Origin of the sequence: Gemmatimonas groenlandica (assembly GCF_013004105.1) — a bacterium.
GTDB lineage: Bacteria > Gemmatimonadota > Gemmatimonadetes > Gemmatimonadales > Gemmatimonadaceae > Gemmatimonas > Gemmatimonas groenlandica.
This window is the reverse complement of the sequence record NZ_CP053085.1, coordinates 1,636,358-1,653,218: the sequence shown is the minus strand read 5'-3', so window position 1 is coordinate 1,653,218 and position 16,861 is coordinate 1,636,358. Positions and strand designations below refer to the sequence as shown.

The window sequence follows — 16,861 nt, the reverse complement described above, 5'->3', positions numbered from 1 at the left end:
GAAGCAAGCGTTCATCCACCAGTTGCTCTAGTCCATGACCAATATGCCCAGCTTTTCTCGGCGCCTCGGAACGTCCGTTGCCATCGCAGCTCTTTGCGCGCTCCCGATTTCGGTGACGGCACTCGGCGCCCAGCAACGTACGACTGTTCTCGATCGCGCCGCGCAGGAGCGGGAACGCGCCGCCGCAGCCGCGCGACGCTTGGCCGGCGCCCAATCGGTGATCGATGGCGTGGTGACCGATACCTTGCTTCGCCCGCTGGTAAGCGCGGACATCTCCGTAGTCGGCACCTCCGCCCGCGTCGTGACTGGAGAGAACGGACGGTTCCGGATGTTGCAGGTACCGCCCGGGCAATACCTGATCGTCGTCCGACGCATTGGCTTCGCGCCCACCTCCGGGATCATCGACGTGCGCGACAATGACACGTTGCGGCTCACCTATTCGCTCACTCGCTCCAACAGCCTGCTGGACACGTTGCGTATTCGAGAGCGACGGGTCGGCATGCGTATGCTTGGATTTGAAAAGCGCCGACTTATCGGCCAAGGACAGTTCATCACGCAAGACGAGCTCGATCGTCGAGGCTCGCGTGAGGCCTCCGACTATCTTCGCAATACGCGTAGCGTCGAGGTCTCACGCATCACCGATCAACAGTTCGCCGGAACCGTGGCCCTGTCGCGCCGGGAAGGCGGGAGCTTGACGGGCGCAGGCTCAGGCGCCTGTCCCATGCAGATCCTGCTCGATGGCATTGTGCTGCCTCGATTCTTCAATCTCGACCTGCTACCACCGCCTCGACAAATTGCCGGTATCGAGATCTACAGCGGTCCCGCCACGACCCCGCCTGAATTCAGCGGCCCTGACCGACGCTGCGGCGTCATCGCGGTTTGGACGCGCGACGGGTACTGATTGATCCGCTAGGTTCCGTGAGAACGCCCCCGTGAGAAGACTCTCACGGGGGCGTTTACTACTCCGTACCTCGTACTTCTTACTTCGTACTTCGTACTTCGTACTTCTTACTTCGTACTTCTTACTTCGTACTTCTTACTCCGTACTCCTTAGCATCCCGGTCCAGCGAGCGGCGCCGGCTTGCCTACACGCACCAGGCATTCGCCCTGCGGGATCGGCATCACCCGCGCGACGAAGTGTGCGTTCGTTCCCGTTGCGATATCGAGCGGCAGCTGGTTCAACCGGCCATACCGGCGCATGTCGATCCAGCGATGCCCCTCGAGCAACAACGAATAGCGCTTGTTGTACAGGATTTCGGTCAACACATCGGCATCCGTTGACGCCGTCGTGAGCGTGGACGGCGCAAGGCCACCCGAGTTCACGCGGAGCTGGTTCACGATCGCTATCGCGCCCGCCTTGTCGGCCGTGGCCAACAGCGCCTCGGCCCGCAGGAGCAACAACTCTTCGTTACGGATGATCGGAATGTTGCTCGTCAACGCCGGATAAACATTGAAACCGAGCGATGACGCAATGCCCAGTCCCGAGGGAGCGTTCCGCGTGGGCCGTGACCCAATTTTGGCGGTATACCGGTCATCAGGCGAACCGTTCGCCTTGTTCTGTGCATCCGTCCGAATGGACTCATGCGCATAGATGTCCGTAGCCGTCACCACGTTGAGTGGGTTGTTCGCATCGCCCGTCGCCGATGAATACACGTGGGCGGGCCCTGCATCAAGCTGCGCGCGCGTCGTTGCCGCAGTGTTGATGAACGATGCACCGAGTGCAGTAAGCGCTCGCTGCCACGCTGCCGCGCCACCACCGCTCGTCGCGTAGTACGCGGCGGCGCGCGCTGCAATCGCGCGGTTGAAAAGTCGGAACGTTGACGGCGTGTTGAAGCCGTTGAAGCCGGCGTGGATCGTGAACGGAAACGCGCTTCCGCCCGCCGCCAGGTTGGTGGCACCTTCGTCGAGCGTGGCAAGGATGTACTTGTACACCGAATCACGCGATACGAACGCGGCAAGTTCGGACGCGTTCGCCTTGATCTCGACGATCGCGCCGAGCGTGTCGCGGGTGCTGATGACGTACAGCAGCTCCAATCCTTCGATCGTCTTCGCAAAGCCCAGCGTCGCAGCCTTCTGCTCCGCCGTCAGCGCGGTCGACGTCGTTGCGACATTCTTGAGATTGAACACATCGCGCAGGTTACCGTACTGCCCAGCCCAGACTCCAGTCGCAAATCCCGCCGGGTCCAATCGGTTCTGTCCTGAGATGCCGATCAGATAGTTCGAGGTGTTGCGTCCTTCCTGCGGAGTGTAGTTATACGACTCGCGCCCGAAAATTCCGGTATTGCTGATGAAGCCACCGCGGCCTCCGCGAAGCTGACGTAACAAACCGGTTGCCTGCAGCTGAAGTGCCTGCGGGTCGCCGCTGGCAGCTGCGACGCTCGGCGTGTTGGGATTCGTGATGTCGAGTTTGTCGGCGCTGCACGCACCGAGCACCAGCGCCGCACCAAGCGTGGCGAATGCGCGAGAAGTGGTCAAAATCGTCTTTGCCGAGGACGGGGTCGCGTGAATTGAGGTTGTCATGGCTTAGAACCCCACGTCGACGCTGAAGAAGAACTGACGGCTTGCCGGGAACGGCGCGAGGTCGACGAAGCGGTTGAAGTTCGCGTTGCCGAAGTTGCTGAACTCGGGGTCAAAGCTCCAGTACTTCGAAATGATCGCCAGATTGCGACCGCTCAAGTTGAACCGCAGCGAGCTCGCACCTGGCAGCTTCTTCGCCAACGCGTCCGGCGCCTGATAGTTCAACGAGACTTCACGAATCTTCACGTACGTGCCCTTCTCGAGATACGGGCGGATATCCTGCTTATTGAACGTGTCGAACCGTGTTTTCCCCTCTGCTACGAAATCGCGAGCCTGACCACCCTCATCCCACAGGTTCTTGGTCATGTTCGACACGTAGCCACCATTCCGCCAATCAACCAACGCCGACAGCGTGAAACGCTTGTAGGAGAAGTCATTGTTGAACGTGGTGGTGTGGATCGGGTTCGAGTCATACAGAATGGTGTCAACGACGACGAAGGTACCGGGTGTGGTACCCGGACGAAGCGGCGCATTGCCCCAGATGTTCGTCGAACGCGTCGCGCTCTGAATACGATTACGGCCGTACGAGACGCCGAACGTACCAGCCGCGGCGAAGGCCGGAACCGGAATGGAATCCGTGAACTGCGCGTTGTGGTTGAAGATGATGCGCGTGGTCCACTCGAAATTTCGCGTGCGGAGCGGCACCGCTGAGAGTACGGCTTCGGTACCAAGGACGGACAACTGACCACCGTTGATCACCTGTGTGCCGAGGCCCGATGACGGCGCGAGCGGGAACGTGAGCAGCAAGTCCTTGATCTTACGCTGGTAGCGTGAGAACTCGACGCCCATACGCCCACCGAACAGCGTGATGTCCGTACCGAACTCCAATTCGTTCATGACTTCCGGCTTCACCGTCGTGCTGCCGAGCGCCGAGGAGGATACAAGCGAGCCGCTACCGCCGATCAGACCGCCGTCGGCGTAGAGCACATCACGGTCGGCCCAACGCGGCCGATTGCCTGACTGTCCCCACGCGGCACGAAATTTTACTTCGTCGAGCTTGTCAGTCAGCGGCTTCACGAACCGATAAGAGCCCGAGAACTTCGGGAACGTGAAATATTTTTCGCGATCGCCGTTTGCACTGGAACGGTCGGCACGCACGCCGGCATTCACCGCCAGCTTTTCGTCGAGCATGAGCAACTGCGTCTGCCCGTACATCGACTGATCGCGGAACTCCGTTCGCTGATTCGTGATCGCGATGTCGGTTGCTCCAAGCGCGATCTTGCGCGTCGGCAGCAGGCCGCGTCCACGCACGCTGTACTGGTTCAGCGCCTGCGTTTCGTACGAGCCACCAATCGAGGTCGTCGCCGAGGTGAACCACTTGCCACCGGGCGAATACGTCCACACCGCGTTGATGCCCTGATTCATCTGTAAGCTCGACGCGTTCACCTGATTCGCCGTGCCCAGGAATCCGTCAGCCGGCTCGACCTGGAAGTAGTTCGGGAAATACTGGAAGCCTTCCTGTTGGAAACGGTCAACACCGGTCAGATACGACAGCTGCACCGAGTTCTTCGTCGTCGACAGCGCGGTGTATCCCACGCGCACATTGCCCGCCTGGCGCCACACACTTTCCGTATTGTCGGCGAAGTTGAACACCTCAAACGGATTCGACGTGCCGAAGCCTGGCTTTGTGCTACCCGTGTAGAACGGCATCTGCACGTAGCGGCCCGACGCGTCCTTTTGTTGCAGGTCGATAATGGCCGGGTTGTAGGCCAGCGAGTAGATCGGGCTCACACCAGCGTTGTCGTTGTTGCCGAACCCACGCTGGAAAAAGTTGCGCGTAACGTCGATACCGGCGCTCACGGTGAGCTTGGTGCCGATGGTCTGGTCGAGGTTGATGCGACCACCGGTACGACGGGCACCGGTGTTCACCGCAATGCCCGATTCCTGACGGTCATTGAGCGAGACGAAGTACCGGGTGTTGTTGGCACCACCGGCCGATGACAGCAACGTTTCCCAGCTGGGTGACGTGCGGCCGTACAGCTCCTTCTGCCAATCGAACGACGGGCACGCGCCGGAGCCGCACACCGCGCGGGCGATCGAGTCGCCATACACGCCGCCCACATACGGCTTCACTTCGGCGTAATTCTCGAACGAGCGATGGCCGAGAAGACGCTGGGCCTGCTGCGTCCCCATACGCTGCACCACGTTCCACGTGGCCTTGCCCTGCTTGCCACGCTTCGTGGTGATCACCACCACACCGTTGGTAGCACGCGACCCGTAGATGGCCGTCGCGGCCGCCGACTTCAGCACTTCGATGTTCTCGACGTCGTTCGGATTCAGGTCCGCCAAGCGGTTCACCACCTGGTCCTGACTCGATCCGGTGCTACCGGAGGCGCGACTCACCGAGCTCGCTCCCGAGGAGATGCTGGCGTTTGAAATGATGACGCCGTCCACCACATACAACGGGTCGCCAGAGGCGAGCACCGAGGTGGCACCGCGAATCTGAATCTGCGCACCGCCGCCCGGGGCGCCGCTGTTCTCGAACATGCGCGCACCGGCCACTTTACCCGCCAAGTTGCTTTCAATCGAGCGAGCCGGCACGCGGTTCAGCTCCGGACCACCGACGGTTGCCACGGCGGTCGCGGCGACCTTGCGATCCGTCGTCGTCGCCTGACCCGTCACCGTCACGCCTTCCAGCTGCAGCACGTCCTTCTCGAGGACGAAATTGGCCGTGTTCTCGGTCGGGCCGAGGCGGATTGTCTGGCGTTTGAAGCCCAGCTGTCGCGCCAGCACGACCACTTCACCCGACGGCACGCGCATGCGGAATTCACCGCGTTCATTAGTACGGACACCGACTTGCTGTCCGACGATACTGACGGTCACGTCAGCGATAGGGGTGCCGACGACCGCCTGAGTCACCTTACCCGAGATATCTCGGGTTTGTGCGTCCGCGCGAAGCGGCAGCACGGCAACCGCGAGTGCCGCGGCGAACGAGAAAAACCTACCCATTGAGGGTCTCCGATGGAGGGGAAGGCGGAGCGGGATCGAAACGGTGAGCGGCTCGAAGTCGTCGATTCGCGCCACTGTCAGCGTTTTTCGTTGTCAGATTGGGACGAAATCGTCACACAAAGCTGACAGTCGAGTTGAAGGCAAGGTAGCGCGGACGAATAGCGTGTGGCTAGGTCACAAGTCGCGTCAGTCTGGGACATGACGCCTGCTGACGACTCCGGTCGTCCCGTCAGCGCGGGACGAATCGGGTCACTGTCGAGGCGTCCCCGCGCTGAACGCTTGCCGGATCCGGACCGTACGCTCGAGCTCGTCTCGGCTCTGCCGGATCTTCTGCTGGAGGTCGAGGGCAAGCGCCGGATGCGACGCCAGCCAGCGGTCGATCTGCCCGAGCGCCGCGGCATCACTCTGGCCGCCGATCGTCGCGCCCAGCCAGCTGCCCAGGAAAAAGATGCGGCGATTCTGCTGAATCCACGGCAGCGTATCGAGCGCAGGCACAAGGTACGCCTTCGTCATCGTCGACTGGTCGGCGTCGTGAAAGCTGCGCAGGCTCGACGTGACCCACTCTTCGTTCAGCGCGACATCCGAGAACCACCGCGTGAACAACGCGCGCTTATGGGCCGAATCCGGACGCGCCGCGTCGGCGACGAACGCCTGTCGTTGTCCTTCACTCGTGGAATCGCGACGCGCTTCCGCGGCCAACCGCGCGGACGCACTCGGTGCCGAACGCGCCACCAGCCGCGTCACGATCGACCATCGTGTGGGTGGCCGCAGGGCTAACCCCGCGGCCGTGTCGCCATCGAGCCAGCGATCGAGCCGCTGCAGCGAGGCTGGCGAGCGCGCGAGTCCGATCACCGCATCGACCTGCGTTTTGCGCTGCCCGTAGCTGCGCGCGCTGTCGGCGGCGCCCCGTAACAACACGGGCTCCGCACGAGCGAGCAGCGCCTCGCGCGCCGCGTCGTCGGTATAGCGCCCGATCACGGTGGAGAGGCGGCCCACGAGCGCTCCCGTGATCTGCTCGTCGCGCTCCGCGGGCAGTTCGCGCATCACCATCTCGGCGTAGCGCGCCGGTGAGAGCCTCGCTTCTCTCACCAGATCCCACAGCGATCCCCACAGCATCGCCCGCAAGAAGTCGTCGCGCACGGCGCCGATGTGCTGCTCGAGCCACCGCACGCTCATGGAGTCGGGAAGCACGATCGCGTAGCCGTAATCTCCGTCGTTCGCGAACACGAAGTCGGGGGCCGGCCGTCCCGCGGCCGCGGTCACGAACGTCGTATCGCCGCGCATCTCCACGGGAAGGCGCACCGCCGGTCTATTCGCGTAGTACATCAGGAGCTGTACCTTGAGCGGCCAGGCACCGCGCCCCGACAGCGTCGGCTGGGCCGCGCGTTGCACCAGCGCCAGTCGCTGCACCACGCCGTTGCGCACGGTGAGTCGCTGTTCGACCAGCGGCATGCCGGGGCGAAGCATCCACGCCTGGCCCCATGCCGTGAGATCGCGACTGGCCGCACGCCCCACGCTGCCGAGCAATTCGCGCCACGTACCGTTGTCGTAGGCATGCGTGCGCAGGAAATCCTGCACCCCGCGCTGAAACGCCGCCGCACCCACCAGATACTCGAGCTGCTTGAGCACACCCGGCGCCTTGTTGTAGACGATCGGACCGTAGTTGCTCTTGGCCTGATCGAGGTTGCCAAGCTGCTGCCAGATCGGGGTTGTGCCCGCCGTGGCGTCGGTCGCGTACGCCACCGGCTTGTTGCGCAGATAGAACGTCTTCCACGCGTTCGAGGTGGGCTCGAGATCGGCCTGCATGCGCGCTGCCATGTACGTCGCGAATCCTTCTTTCAACCACAGATCATCGAACCATCGCATCGTCATGTAATCGCCGAACCACTGGTGAGCCACTTCGTGAAACGTCGTCGCCTGTCGGCCAAGTAGCTGCGAAACGGTCGGACGTTCGCGATAGATGAAGCTCTCTTCGTTGTAGAAGACCGCGCCCGGATGTTCCATACCGCCAAACGGGAAGGCCGGGGCGAGCAGGGCATCGAATTTGTCGAACGCGTAGGGGATACCGAACCAGTCGCCCAGCCAGCGCAGCGCGCGCGCATTCATCTCGATCAGCGTGTCGCTTTCTGCTTCGGTGCGACGTGACTGGCGCATCCAGAGCGACACGGGTACGGGCGCCGCCTTGGAGGTCGTGGCCACGCTCCGTGTGACACTCGCCCACGGACCGGCGGCGAACGCGATGAGATAGGTGCTGAGGCGCTGCGTCTCGGCGAAACGATGCGTGACTCGCGCGCCGGCCGTGTCCACACCGATCTCGCGGCCGTTCGCGAGCGCGCGCCAAGCCATCGGCGTGGTAAGCGAGAGGCGTACCTTCGCTTTGAGATCAGGCTGATCGAAACAGGGGAAGAGCAGGTTCGCGTCCGACGGTACGAGCAGCGTGTAGAGATATACGTTGCCGTCGGTGGCGTCGCGGTTGCGGATGATACTGGCGCCGGCCTGGGCAACCGGTGTCGCGAACCCCACCTCGACCGAATTCCGGCCGAGCCGGAGACGCGCGGCGGGAACGACGAGGTGATGCCGGTTCCAGGCCGCCGCCATCTCGGCCCATGCCGCACCGTTGATCTTCCCATCACGCACCGACAGTCCGCGGAAGTCGAGCACAACGTCGCCCGCCGTGCGCTGCGTAAACGACACCGTCACCCGGCCCGTCGCCGTGTCTCCGGCGCTCACCGAGAGCGCGAGGTCGTACGCCACGTCGGTGACCTGTGCCTCCCGGAGACGCGCCAGCTCGGCGGAGACGCCGGGGCCGGTCAGGAGTGGCGACTGCGCGCCGGCGCGGGTGACGACGGCACACGCGAGGACGGCGGCGAGCAGACCCGCGAGGGCGCCCGTGAGAGGGCGCGAAGGGCGGCAGGATCGGGAAGAAGACATACAGGCAAGCTGCCCACCGCCGTAGGGACTGTCCAGCGGCCCGTCCCCGGAGGGAATAGTTTGCCTCGTGCCCCCGTCACCGATCGTATGACTCCCGATTCGGCCAGTGCCTTCGCGCTACGACAGCAGCGCTACGAGGACCTCGTGCGTCCGCATCTCGATCGCCTCTTGGGCTTCGCGGCGCGGCGCACGGTCTCGTTCAGTGACGCCGAAGACGCCGTGCAGGACATGTGCGTGCGGGCGTGGAGCGCTTTCGATGAATTGCGCGATCCCGCGCGCGTGCGTCCGTGGCTTTTCAGCATTCTGCGCACGGTGCTCAGCGACGCGTTCGACCGCACCGGCCGACGTGCACGGCTGGTGCAGATGTCGCGCCTCGAGGACGTGCACGAGCAGTTCGTGTCGACCGACACCGATGTCGTGTTCGCCGAAGTGGTCGCCCGCCTCGACGAAGAGATGCTGCGCTTGGCGCTCGACGCGATTCCTGAGGATTTCGCCTCGGCGGTCGAACTGCACGACATCGAAGGGTTCAAGTATCACGAGATCGCCGACATTGTCGGCGTGCCGATCGGCACGGTCATGAGCCGGATCTCTCGCGGTCGCCGGCTGCTCGCCGGCGTGATCGTGGAACGTCGTCAACAGTGGGCGCTCGGTGCGACTGACCTCGGTCGACGCAGCGAGGCACGGGGCGAATTGCGGAGCGGTCATGGACGAGCGCCGAGGACATCATGAGTGAGTGGCAGGGAGGGGCAGCCGCGGGCCGGCTGCAGCCCGAGGACGACGCGACACGCGAGGCGCGGCACGAAGTGCTGGCGACGCTGTTGGCGGCGTACGTCGACGGCGAGTTGCCGCCGGAAACGATGGCTCAGATCGACGCGCACTTGCTCGGTTGCGGCCGCTGCCGACGGGAGGTCACGGTGCACCAGAGTCTCGCCACCCGGCTTTCCCGTGTCGCCCGACCGGCCGTGTCAGCCGCTTTCGACGACCGGCTGCGCGCGGCGATCGCCTCGGCGCCGATCGCCTCGGCGCCGATCGCCGCGGAGCCCGTGCCGTCGGCATCGATCGTCGCCGCGTCGATCGATGGCACAGCCACGATGGCCGCGAGCCGGCGCCGGTGGCTCGTCGGCCTGGTGTCGGTCGTCGTCGTGATGGCCGCCGCGCTCGTGTTCACCCCGCGCACTCGGGAGCCGGACATCGCCGCGCTGCAGCCGGCGCCACTCGTCGTGACCGCGCCGATCCCCCTGCTTTCGCTCGTGGCCGCCGACTTTCTCACCGCCAGCGCGCGGGATTTGCCCGGGCGTGCGCGCGATCTGGAGACCGTGCGCGGGGCCGTCCCCTTCTCGGTGGAGCCGCTTCGTCGCGCGGACCTCCAGCTTGTTGCCGCCTGGACCACCGAGCTCGATGGAGAGGTGGCGGCGGTACTTGCGTACAAGTGGCGCGACGCACTCGTGATGCAGTACGTGTTCTCCGATGCCTGGCTGTTTCGCTCGCTCACCATTCGCGGCGCGTTCGCGGCTGGGCAGTCGGTCGGCACCGATGCCTCCGGCGTCGGCATGCTCGCGTGGTCCTCCGGGCAGGGAAGCACGGTCGTGGTCGCCGACCAACGCTGGCCGGCGCTCGTGGCCCTGCATCCGCGCGCGCACTGACGGCTCGCCGGAGTCGCCGATGGATGATGGGGCACGTTGCGCTCGATCCAATCGCACCGCTGATTGGAGTCGTGTTCACTCCCCGTCTCTTGGTCCGTCTCGGGTCGGCGCTGCTGCTGACCGTCAGCGCCCGCGGCCTGCACGCGCAGGGGCCACCGCCGCGCGATTCGCTGGCCCGCGACTCGACGGGGGCACGACTCACGCTCGATTCGATCGCCGTACGCCTCGAACGTGCCGAGGCGGCGTTGGCGTTGTTGCGACAGCAACTCGCGACCGAATCGTCCACGCAGGTTCGCCTGCGTTCACGAGTGCAGCTCGAACTCTCGGCGCGTCTGATCGTGAATGGGTGGCGCACCACCGGCGTCGCGTCGAACTCGGAGGTGCCGACGTTCGCGGCCGTGGCGCGACCGGCCGACCCACAGTACGGGTCCACCGGCGTGCACACCCTCGGACTGTCCATGCGTCAATCGGTCGTGGGCGCCAGCGTCAGCGTGGACAGCGTGCTGGGCGGCGTGCTCTTCGCGGACCTCGAGTTGGATTTCTTCGCCCGGGCACTCGATCCGAATCCGCCGCTCTTCCCCGAGCCGCGACTGCGCACGGCGCGCGCCATGCTGGTGTGGCCGCGCACGGAGGTGATGGTCGGCATGGAGACGCCGCTCATCTCCGATCTCACGCCGATCACGGCGGCCGGCGTGGCGATCCCTACGTTCACGGCGGCCGGCAATTTGTGGAACTGGTTGCCACAGGTTCGCGTGACGCGCGAGTTGTGGCGGCGCCGTGCCGGTACACCCGTCTCGATTGCGCTTCAGGGGGCGATCATGTCGCCCTTTAGCGCGGACCGCCATGTGACCGACCCGGCAGGGCCCGACGCCGGCCAGCTCAGCGGACGACCGGCGCTCGAGTCTCGGGCCAGACTGCGCTGGGGTATCGACGAGGAGGTGGCGGGGCTCCAGTCAGTCCTCTCGCACGGTGGTGAGGTCGGTGTCGGCACGCATCGCGGCTGGCTGCGCGCCGTCGGCGACACGAACCTGACCAGTTGGGCCGCCAGTGCCGACGCGCGCGTCGCCCTTGGACACGGCGTCGAGGTACGCGGCGAAGCGTATCGAGGCCGACTCCTGCGGGGACTCGGTGGCGGCGCCATCGGTCAGAATTTCGGCGTCTTGGGCAACAATGTCGACAAACCCGGGGTGCCGCTCACCGACGCGGCCGGATGGGTCCAGCTCAACGTGCAGTGGCACCCGCGCGTGATTGCCGGCGTGGGCTGCGGTACCGATCGCGTGTTGGGCGCCAGCGCGGACCGTCGCCGCAACAGCGTGTGTGCCGTGCAGGCCATGTGGCGTCCGGCGCAGCCACTCCTTCTCTCGTTCGAACTGCGCGATCTCAAAACCCGCTACGCCGCTGGACTGCAGCACGCGCGTCATCTCAACATCGGCTTTGGGATCGAGCTGTGACCCGGCGTCGCGCGCAGCCATCGTCATGCTCGCGATACGTGCGAGTCGCCGCGCTCGCGTGGGGGGTGGCCGTGTGCGGCGCAGGCGTCACGAGGCTCGAGGCGCAGGGCGCCGTGCGAGGCCAGTTGCGCGTGATCGAAACGGCCAACGGCGCGCCAGCGACGCTCAGTGATGCGGTGATTTTCCTCGAAGCGAGCGGAGAGCGCCCGCGCGGCCCCACCGTTTACATGGCCAAAGCGTCGGTGGGGATGCGACTGCGCGAGTTCGTGCCGCGCGTGCAGACCATCGGCGTCGGCGGCGCGGTCGCGTTTCCCAATCAGGACCCGTTCAGCCACAACGTCTTCTCGAACTCCGCACTCGGCGCCTTCGATCTCGGTCTGTATCGTACCGGAAAGAGCCGAGCAACGACGTTTCCCAAGGCCGGCGTGTACGCGATCTACTGCAACATCCACGCGCGCATGGTGAGCTATGTCGTCGCCGTTCCCACGCCGTATGTCGCGCGGGCGCAAGCATCCGGTGTGTTCACGATCGCGCGAGTGCCGGCAGGAGCGTGGCGGCTGCACGTGTGGCATGAGCGGGCACCCGAACACGTAGAGACGATCATCGTCCCCGCGGACGGTCTCTCCGACATCGTGGTGGCCCTCGACGGGCGCGGCTACGTGCCCAAACCCCACACGAACAAGTTCGGCCAGCCGTACGCGACATCGCGCGCTGACCGGTATTAGCAGCGTCGGCGATGCACGTCACCGCGCGCGTCTTCGTGGGGGCGGTCACGATCGTCGCCCTCGTGCTGGGCACGGTGTTTACCGTGGCGCGGACCGAAGCGCGACGCGCCGCCGCCGCAGGCGCGGTGCGCGCGCTCGAGCAGTCGGCCGACCTCGTCGCGCAGCTCCTCGCTGGACGTGGCCGCAGTCTCGCCGGCGGCGCGCGCGTGTTTGTGCAAGGGCCGTACTTTCGCACGCTCGTCGCCGAAAGCCGTCGCGACGATATCCTCGACCAGACGTTCGAAGCCGCCGAACAGCTCGACGCCTCGTGGGTCTTCATCACCGATGCCTCGGGCATGCTGGTGGCGAAGTCCGACGAGCCCTCCGCCTCCGGCGATCAGCTCGCGAACGTCTCGCTGATTTCGGGGGCGCTCCGGGGACAGGTGATGACCGGTTTTGGTGGATCCGGTGATTCCGCGCTCTTTCAGGCGACCGCCGTTCCGGTGGCGGCCCCGGGAGGGTCGCCGTTCGGTGTGCTGGTCGCCACGCGACTGCTCGACTCCGCATTAGCGGTCGACATCGCGACGGCCACGGGCAGCGAGCTGGTGTTCTATGTACGCACCGCCGATGGCGTCGCCCACGTCGCCGCGTCGACGATGACGCGCGATACGTCGTTGCGTGAGGCCGTGCGGAGCAGGGCATCGGGGCAGGCCCCGCTCGTGATCGACGGTCGGGAGTGGATCACGCATGCGACGGCGCTCAACACCGCGGGTGGCACGGAGGTCGGTGGCTACCTCGTATTGCGGCGAGCCGAGGTGGAGGTTCCGGCCATCGCGGCGCTGCGTCGTGCGATGGCCATCGCCAGTGCACTCGGTTTGCTGCTCGCTGTCGTAGCCGCGTTGGTCGCTCACCGGGTCGTGGGCGCACCGGCCGGGCGGCTTGAGCACGAGCGGCAGGTCCTTGCTCGTGAGCTTTCCGCGGCACGTGGTGATCTGCAGGATCACGTCGCGCTCAGTCGGCTACTCTCGCCTGACGTTGCCACGTTGGTGACCGCCGAGCATCCTGTCGCCACCGAGACGTCGCGCAGCATATTGCCGCTTCGTCATCGCGTGGAGCGCACGCTGTCGCTGCCACGCGCGCTTCCGCTGCCGATATTGAGTGAGGCGGACAGCGACACGACGCCGTTCGCGCTGGGCAGCACCGTGGCCAAGCGCTATCGCATCGATGCGATACTCGGCGAGCGTGACCGCGGCGTGCTGTATCGCGCCCTGGATCTCCATCGCGGAGAATTGGTCGCGCTCGGCGTCGTCCGCCCTGAACGACTCTTTCTCGACGACGACGCGCGCGCGTTGCTCGCGGCTGATGTGGCGAAGGCGAGCCGCGTCGTGCATCCGCACGTCGCGCAGGTTCGCGACGTGGGCGACGACCACGGCGTGCCGTTCGTGGCATCGGAGTTCGTGCCCGGCGTTTCACTCGCGAGCGTGCTCCGTCAGTGGGGCACTCTGCCAGTTGACGGCGTGATCGCGCTGGCGCGGCAGCTGCTGCGCGCCCTGGCGGCCGCGCACGCGGAGCAGGTGATCCATGGCGATATCAAACCGAGCGACATTCGCATCGTGGCCGGCGGGCAGGTCAAGCTCGCGGGCTTCGGCATCGCGCGCGCGCTGCGCGACGCCGCGCAGCGGGCGCAGTCGGTGCAGCGCGCCGGCGACGCCTCTCTGTCGGGACGCGTCACCGGAGCGACCGTGGGGACGCCGGAGTACCTCGCGCCCGAACAGCTCATCGGCGCTTCGGCCTCATTCGCCAGCGACTTGTATGCACTCGGACTGGTGCTGCATGAGTGTCTCGCCGGTCACGCGCCGCAACGGCATGACATGCCGGTGACGCTCATCGGCGGTCGCCTGGGCGACGAGCCTGGAGCACATGCACGCTCCGACGCGATTGCCTGGCCGCTGCCGCTCGATACGCTGATCGCTTCCATGACGGAGAATGACCTGGCCAACCGGGCCCACTCGGCGGCCGACGTACTCGAACGGCTCGAACGGCTCGAGACGTCCGCCGCCCCGCGGGAATAGTTTCCTCGCTTGTTCGCTCTACTCCCGGTGGCGATGCACGTCCGTGTCGCCGATTCATTCTCGCCGGGAGATCGACCGATGTTCACCACACTCCGTGATGCACGCGGCACGCGCGCAGCGATACGCGTAGCGACATGCGCCGCACAGATGTCGCTGCTGTTCACCCTCGCGGCCTGCAGTGGCGGCGATGGCGGCACCACCACGCCGACGCCAACCGCGGTCGCGGCATCAGTGGCGGTCAGTGCCGCCGAAACCGGTGCGCTGACCGCGCTCGGCGCCACGCGGTCGCTCTCGGCGGTGGTGAAGGACGCCAGTCAGGCTACGCTGAGCGGAGCCGCCGTGAGCTGGAGCACGAGCAACGCCGCCGTCGCCACCGTCTCGGGATCGGGCGCCACCGCAACGATTACAGCTACCGGCAATGGCGCCGCCACGATCACCGCGACCAGCGGATCGGTGTCGGGAACGGTCGCGGTCGATGTCGCGCAGCGCTTCGCCACGTTGGCCGTGCAAGCGGCCGCGCTGACGCCGGCGATCGGCAGCACCACGCAGCTCACCGCGACCGCCCGTGATTCGCGCGGTAACGCCATCGCCGGTGTCACCGGCGTGACGTACACGAGCGCCGATCGCACGAAGGCCATCGTCAGTGTCGATGGACTCGTGACCGCCATCGCACCGGGCGCGGCGTCGGTCAGCGCTTCACTGACGCGGGATGGCGTGACCGCCACTGGCAGCGCGGCGATTACCGTGACGGCGCCGATCAGCGGCGCCACCGCTGTTGCCGTGCAGGCCACCAACGCCAACGTGTTCACGCCGGCCACCACCACGATTGCCGAAGGCGGCGTCGTGACCTTCAGCTTCGGTAGCATCGAGCACAATGTGCTCTTTCAGTCGGCGGGAGCACCGACCAACGTGCCGGTGGTCTCCAACTCGTCGGTGGCGCGCACCTTCCCCACGGCAGGCAGCTACCCGTATGTGTGCTCGCTGCACGCCGGCATGTCGGGGACGGTTAATGTGTTGCCGAGTGGTATCATGGCCCTGTTGAACGGCGCCAACGAACGTCCCAATCCCGTGACCACCAGTGCGAACGGCGCCGCCGTCTTCACGCGCAACGGCGCCTCGGTCACGTACACGGTCACGTATCAGGGCATTGCGTCGATCCCGACCGGTGCCCACATCCACGCACCGGCCGGTCTCGCCGCCACGGCGGGCGTCATCGTCGATCTGGTCAAGCAGACACAGACGAGCAACAGCGGCGTGCTTACGGGCACGTTCACGGCGTCCGATATCCGTGGCATCAGCGGACAGCCGCCCATCGCCCTCGACTCGCTCATGACGCTCCTGCGCACGGGCAACGCGTACGTGAACGTGCACTCGACCACGTTCCCGGCCGGTGAGATCCGCGGCCAGACCGGTACACCGTAGCGGCACACCGTAACGGCGCGCCGTACGCCCTACGGGAGAAACATGCGATCGGCGATCTCGGCAATTTCCTCGGCGTCGCGCCAGGCGTCTTCCAGTGCGCTGAGTTCACCCTGCATGGCCTGACGCTCGGCGTCCTCGTTCATCGCGATTTCGAGCGCCAGACGCTCGGTGCCGGTGAGGCCGAGGACGCCCACGTCATCGTCCCAGAAAATCGTATTCTTGGCACGACGCGTGACCCGCAGCGCACTGCTGCTGCGGATGTACTGCTCCGCATCACCGGCTTCGGTGATGCGGCGTGTGGCGTCGAGCACCTGGCCCGGCGTTCCGCCGCGCGTGTTCAACCGCGCCAGCAGTGGACTCGCCACCTGAATGGCGTGCGCCTGATCGAGATCCGTGATGCCCTGCGCGTGCGCGACACGAAGCACCCACGGCCGGCCCTCGTCGGCGATGATTTCCAGTCGTGCGATGTGACTGAATCGCAACGGCCGCAGCATGCCGTCGGGCGTGCGTACATGGGCAATGGTCCGGTCATACTGCAGTCGCGCTTCCACATGCTCGAGCGGGTCGACCACCGCACGCTGCCATCGACGGCTGCTCGTCAGCGTGTAGGTTATGCCGGCCATCGCCGCCACCGCGCCAACCATCAGTGCGGCGCTTTGACTCAACAAGGCCAATGCGGTGGCCCGCGGATCGGGCAGTTGCAGGCGCCGCTTGCGAAGGCGCCCCCCGTACCGCCACGCCGCGAACTCCGGTCGAAGGGGCGTGCCGATCCGCACGAGGTCGAGCCCCTCGCTCAGGGTCGCCAGCCCGATCTGATCGCTACTCACACGCACCGGCGTCTGGCGGTAGAGTCGCTCGCACGCTTCTACCGACTCCCACCGCTCCTCGAGCGGGGAGAGATTCCAGTTGCGGCATCCACGGCACACCACCCAGAGACGTCCGCGACGCGCGTCGAACGCGATCCGACGGCCAATCGGAAAGTCCTCAAGCACGTCGTTCCGTCCGAGGGAACCGTGGCAGTACAGGCAGGTCGAGAACATGCGGGGCGCTCCAATGAGTCTTGCAGGAGCGGTCGGCACCGTGAACATCCCGACCGTCTCGCCAACATGCAG

At 65.8% G+C, this 16,861-nt stretch carries 11 protein-coding genes and 1 pseudogene; 8 read left to right on the top strand and 4 right to left on the bottom strand.

The features are described 5' to 3' along the window. Nucleotides 1–34 precede the first annotated feature (34 nt). Nucleotides 35–901 (top strand): carboxypeptidase-like regulatory domain-containing protein, encoded by an 867-nt coding sequence (locus HKW67_RS07025; protein WP_206044633.1) that lies wholly within the window; start codon nucleotides 35–37, stop codon nucleotides 899–901. 149 nt (nucleotides 902–1,050) lie between these two features. On the opposite strand, the gene HKW67_RS07020 is transcribed toward HKW67_RS07025, so the two are convergent. From HKW67_RS07020 to HKW67_RS07010, 3 genes are all read right to left on the bottom strand, one after another. Further along, nucleotides 1,051–2,475 carry a RagB/SusD family nutrient uptake outer membrane protein gene (locus tag HKW67_RS07020; RefSeq protein WP_171224700.1) on the bottom strand — a complete coding sequence of 475 codons (1,425 nt, stop codon included), beginning with the start codon at nucleotides 2,473–2,475 and terminating at the stop codon, nucleotides 1,051–1,053. A gap of 48 nt (nucleotides 2,476–2,523) precedes the next feature. Further along, the gene (locus HKW67_RS07015; RefSeq protein ID WP_171224699.1) at nucleotides 2,524–5,526 is read right to left on the bottom strand and encodes a SusC/RagA family TonB-linked outer membrane protein; all 3,003 of its coding nucleotides are present in this window, start codon (nucleotides 5,524–5,526) and stop codon (nucleotides 2,524–2,526) included. Nucleotides 5,527–5,775: 249 nt separating this feature from the next. Beyond that, entirely contained in the window at nucleotides 5,776–8,457 is a 2,682-nt protein-coding gene (locus HKW67_RS07010; protein ID WP_171224698.1) for a M1 family metallopeptidase, read from the bottom strand. Nucleotides 8,458–8,544: 87 nt separating this feature from the next. Here HKW67_RS07010 and HKW67_RS07005 point away from each other — a divergent pair, with 87 nt between their 5' ends. From HKW67_RS07005 to HKW67_RS22760, 7 genes and pseudogenes are all read left to right on the top strand, one after another. Next, nucleotides 8,545–9,186 carry an RNA polymerase sigma factor gene (locus HKW67_RS07005; RefSeq protein WP_171224697.1) on the top strand — a complete coding sequence of 214 codons (642 nt, stop codon included), beginning with the start codon at nucleotides 8,545–8,547 and terminating at the stop codon, nucleotides 9,184–9,186. Next, entirely contained in the window at nucleotides 9,183–10,100 is a 918-nt protein-coding gene (locus tag HKW67_RS07000; protein ID WP_171224696.1) for a zf-HC2 domain-containing protein, read from the top strand. The genes HKW67_RS07005 and HKW67_RS07000 overlap by 4 nt, the downstream gene beginning before the upstream one ends. A gap of 71 nt (nucleotides 10,101–10,171) precedes the next feature. Further along, nucleotides 10,172–11,551 carry a hypothetical protein gene (locus HKW67_RS06995; RefSeq protein WP_171224695.1) on the top strand — a complete coding sequence of 460 codons (1,380 nt, stop codon included), beginning with the start codon at nucleotides 10,172–10,174 and terminating at the stop codon, nucleotides 11,549–11,551. A 38-nt stretch (nucleotides 11,552–11,589) separates the two neighbouring features. Then, nucleotides 11,590–12,276 (top strand): cupredoxin domain-containing protein, encoded by a 687-nt coding sequence (locus HKW67_RS06990; protein ID WP_171224694.1) that lies wholly within the window; start codon nucleotides 11,590–11,592, stop codon nucleotides 12,274–12,276. Nucleotides 12,277–12,287: 11 nt separating this feature from the next. Then, entirely contained in the window at nucleotides 12,288–14,327 is a 2,040-nt protein-coding gene (locus HKW67_RS06985) for a protein kinase domain-containing protein (RefSeq protein WP_171224693.1), read from the top strand. Between the two features lie 33 nt (nucleotides 14,328–14,360). Next, nucleotides 14,361–15,329 (top strand): annotated as a pseudogene (locus tag HKW67_RS06980) (Ig-like domain-containing protein); the annotation flags it as partial. Beyond that, nucleotides 15,321–15,749 (top strand): CHRD domain-containing protein, encoded by a 429-nt coding sequence (locus tag HKW67_RS22760; protein ID WP_425486252.1) that lies wholly within the window; start codon nucleotides 15,321–15,323, stop codon nucleotides 15,747–15,749. The pseudogene HKW67_RS06980 and the gene HKW67_RS22760, both read left to right, overlap by 9 nt. Before the next feature lie 29 nt (nucleotides 15,750–15,778). Here HKW67_RS22760 and HKW67_RS06975 read toward each other — a convergent pair whose 3' ends face one another. Next, the gene (locus tag HKW67_RS06975; RefSeq protein ID WP_171224691.1) at nucleotides 15,779–16,789 is read right to left on the bottom strand and encodes a hypothetical protein; all 1,011 of its coding nucleotides are present in this window, start codon (nucleotides 16,787–16,789) and stop codon (nucleotides 15,779–15,781) included. Nucleotides 16,790–16,861 lie beyond the last annotated feature (72 nt).

What these genes read in the sequence shown, in the direction of transcription:
- HKW67_RS07025 (WP_206044633.1), top strand. Translation starts at nt 35, where the DNA reads ATGACCAATATGCCCAGCTTTTCTCGGCGCCTCGGAACGTCCGTTGCC.
- HKW67_RS07015 (WP_171224699.1), bottom strand. Translation starts at nt 5,526, where the DNA reads ATGGGTAGGTTTTTCTCGTTCGCCGCGGCACTCGCGGTTGCCGTGCTG.
- HKW67_RS07010 (WP_171224698.1), bottom strand. Translation starts at nt 8,457, where the DNA reads ATGTCTTCTTCCCGATCCTGCCGCCCTTCGCGCCCTCTCACGGGCGCC.
- HKW67_RS07005 (WP_171224697.1), top strand. Translation starts at nt 8,545, where the DNA reads ATGACTCCCGATTCGGCCAGTGCCTTCGCGCTACGACAGCAGCGCTAC.
- HKW67_RS07000 (WP_171224696.1), top strand. Translation starts at nt 9,183, where the DNA reads ATGAGTGAGTGGCAGGGAGGGGCAGCCGCGGGCCGGCTGCAGCCCGAG.
- HKW67_RS06985 (WP_171224693.1), top strand. Translation starts at nt 12,288, where the DNA reads ATGCACGTCACCGCGCGCGTCTTCGTGGGGGCGGTCACGATCGTCGCC.
- HKW67_RS22760 (WP_425486252.1), top strand. Translation starts at nt 15,321, where the DNA reads ATGTCGGGGACGGTTAATGTGTTGCCGAGTGGTATCATGGCCCTGTTG.
- HKW67_RS06975 (WP_171224691.1), bottom strand. Translation starts at nt 16,789, where the DNA reads ATGTTCTCGACCTGCCTGTACTGCCACGGTTCCCTCGGACGGAACGAC.